Consider the following 1,285-nt stretch of genomic DNA (forward strand, 5'->3'; position numbering starts at 1 on the left):
TGAACTGACCCGTAAAAGTGAGACTTAGAAAAAACACCTATGCTGCCTGTCCCCTATATTCAAGTGGGGACAGGTAGTTTAGTTTTGCCTGAATACGTACATGATTATATCGATACATATATTGATTTACTATTTGTACTACTTTAGAATTGGACATAGATGCTCTACTTTGAGCGTTGAATCCTTCCGACTTTAGCGAGGAGTGAAAGGATTCGATGACGGCATTATCATGGCAGTTTCCTTTTCGAGACATGCTTGTGGTAATGCCTTTTTCTTTGGCTAAATTCTGATAAGCATATGAAGTATAGACAGCCCCCTGGTCACTATGAAGAAGTAAATCCTTTGGTTTACGTAATTCAACAGCCTCTTTTAATGTATCCAATACTAGTTTGACCTCTTGGCTTGTACCTATCTTATAAGCTACTATTTCGTTGTTATATAGGTCTATGATTGTTGATAAATATAACATAGTCGGGCCATAAGGTAAGTAGGTAATATCCGTGACCCATTTTTCATTTGATCGACTGGCTTTAAAGTTACGATTAAGGATATTGGGTACAACAATATTGCTCTCACCACTCACGTACTTCTGTCGCTTTTTCTTAACTTGGCACTGTATCTCGAATTTTTGCATAATCTTCTGAACGGTTTTGCGGTTTACATTAATCCCATATTTTCTGTTTAAAATCGCTTTGATTTTGCGATGACCATAGTGATGGTGGTTTTCCTCACACAGCTTAATAACCAACTGCTCTAAAGAAGTAAGTTTAATCTTTTGATATTTCTTTTTCCATCGGTAATATGTCGCCTTTGGTATGCCTAATACTCCTAGAATATCAATTATCTTAAAGCTGTCAGAGAGGCATTCTACTACTTGTAAAACAACTTCTGGCTCCAACCCCTTTCGATCTCTTGGTACTTTTTTAGTATTTCTAATTGTGTTTCTAGCTGTTTATTTTTCAATTTAAGTTGTTCTAACTCAGACAGTTCCTCCGTCCCCTTACCGTAGGAGTATTGCTTTCCCACTTGTTGAGAAAACCTGTAGGTTTGTCCTGCTTTGTACCATTTCATCCATGTCTTTAATTGCGTCTTACTTTTTATACCTAGTTGTGTCATTATATCTCGGTTGCTAATGCCTGCTTGCTTCATCTCAATAACTTTCCATTTTATCTCTTCTGGATAATGAACTCTTGTTCCCATAGAAAAACACCCTCCTAAGAATCATATTGTATAAATACGATCCAGGGGGTGTTTTTTCCTTGTCTCATTTATCTGGGTCTCTCCA

General features: G+C 37.0%; 1 protein-coding gene. It reads right to left on the reverse strand.

What is annotated here, in order from left to right; all coding sequences use genetic code 11:
• Window positions 1-37 precede the first annotated feature (37 nt).
• A protein-coding gene (locus tag ACVBAX_RS25255) for an IS3 family transposase (protein WP_447119699.1) occupies window positions 38-1,200 on the reverse strand; the annotation gives its coding sequence in 2 pieces (ribosomal slippage) (window positions 38-924 and window positions 924-1,200; 1,164 coding nt in all).
• Window positions 1,201-1,285: the final 85 nt, after the last annotated feature.

It is taken from the genome of Robertmurraya sp. GLU-23, from assembly GCF_052983275.1.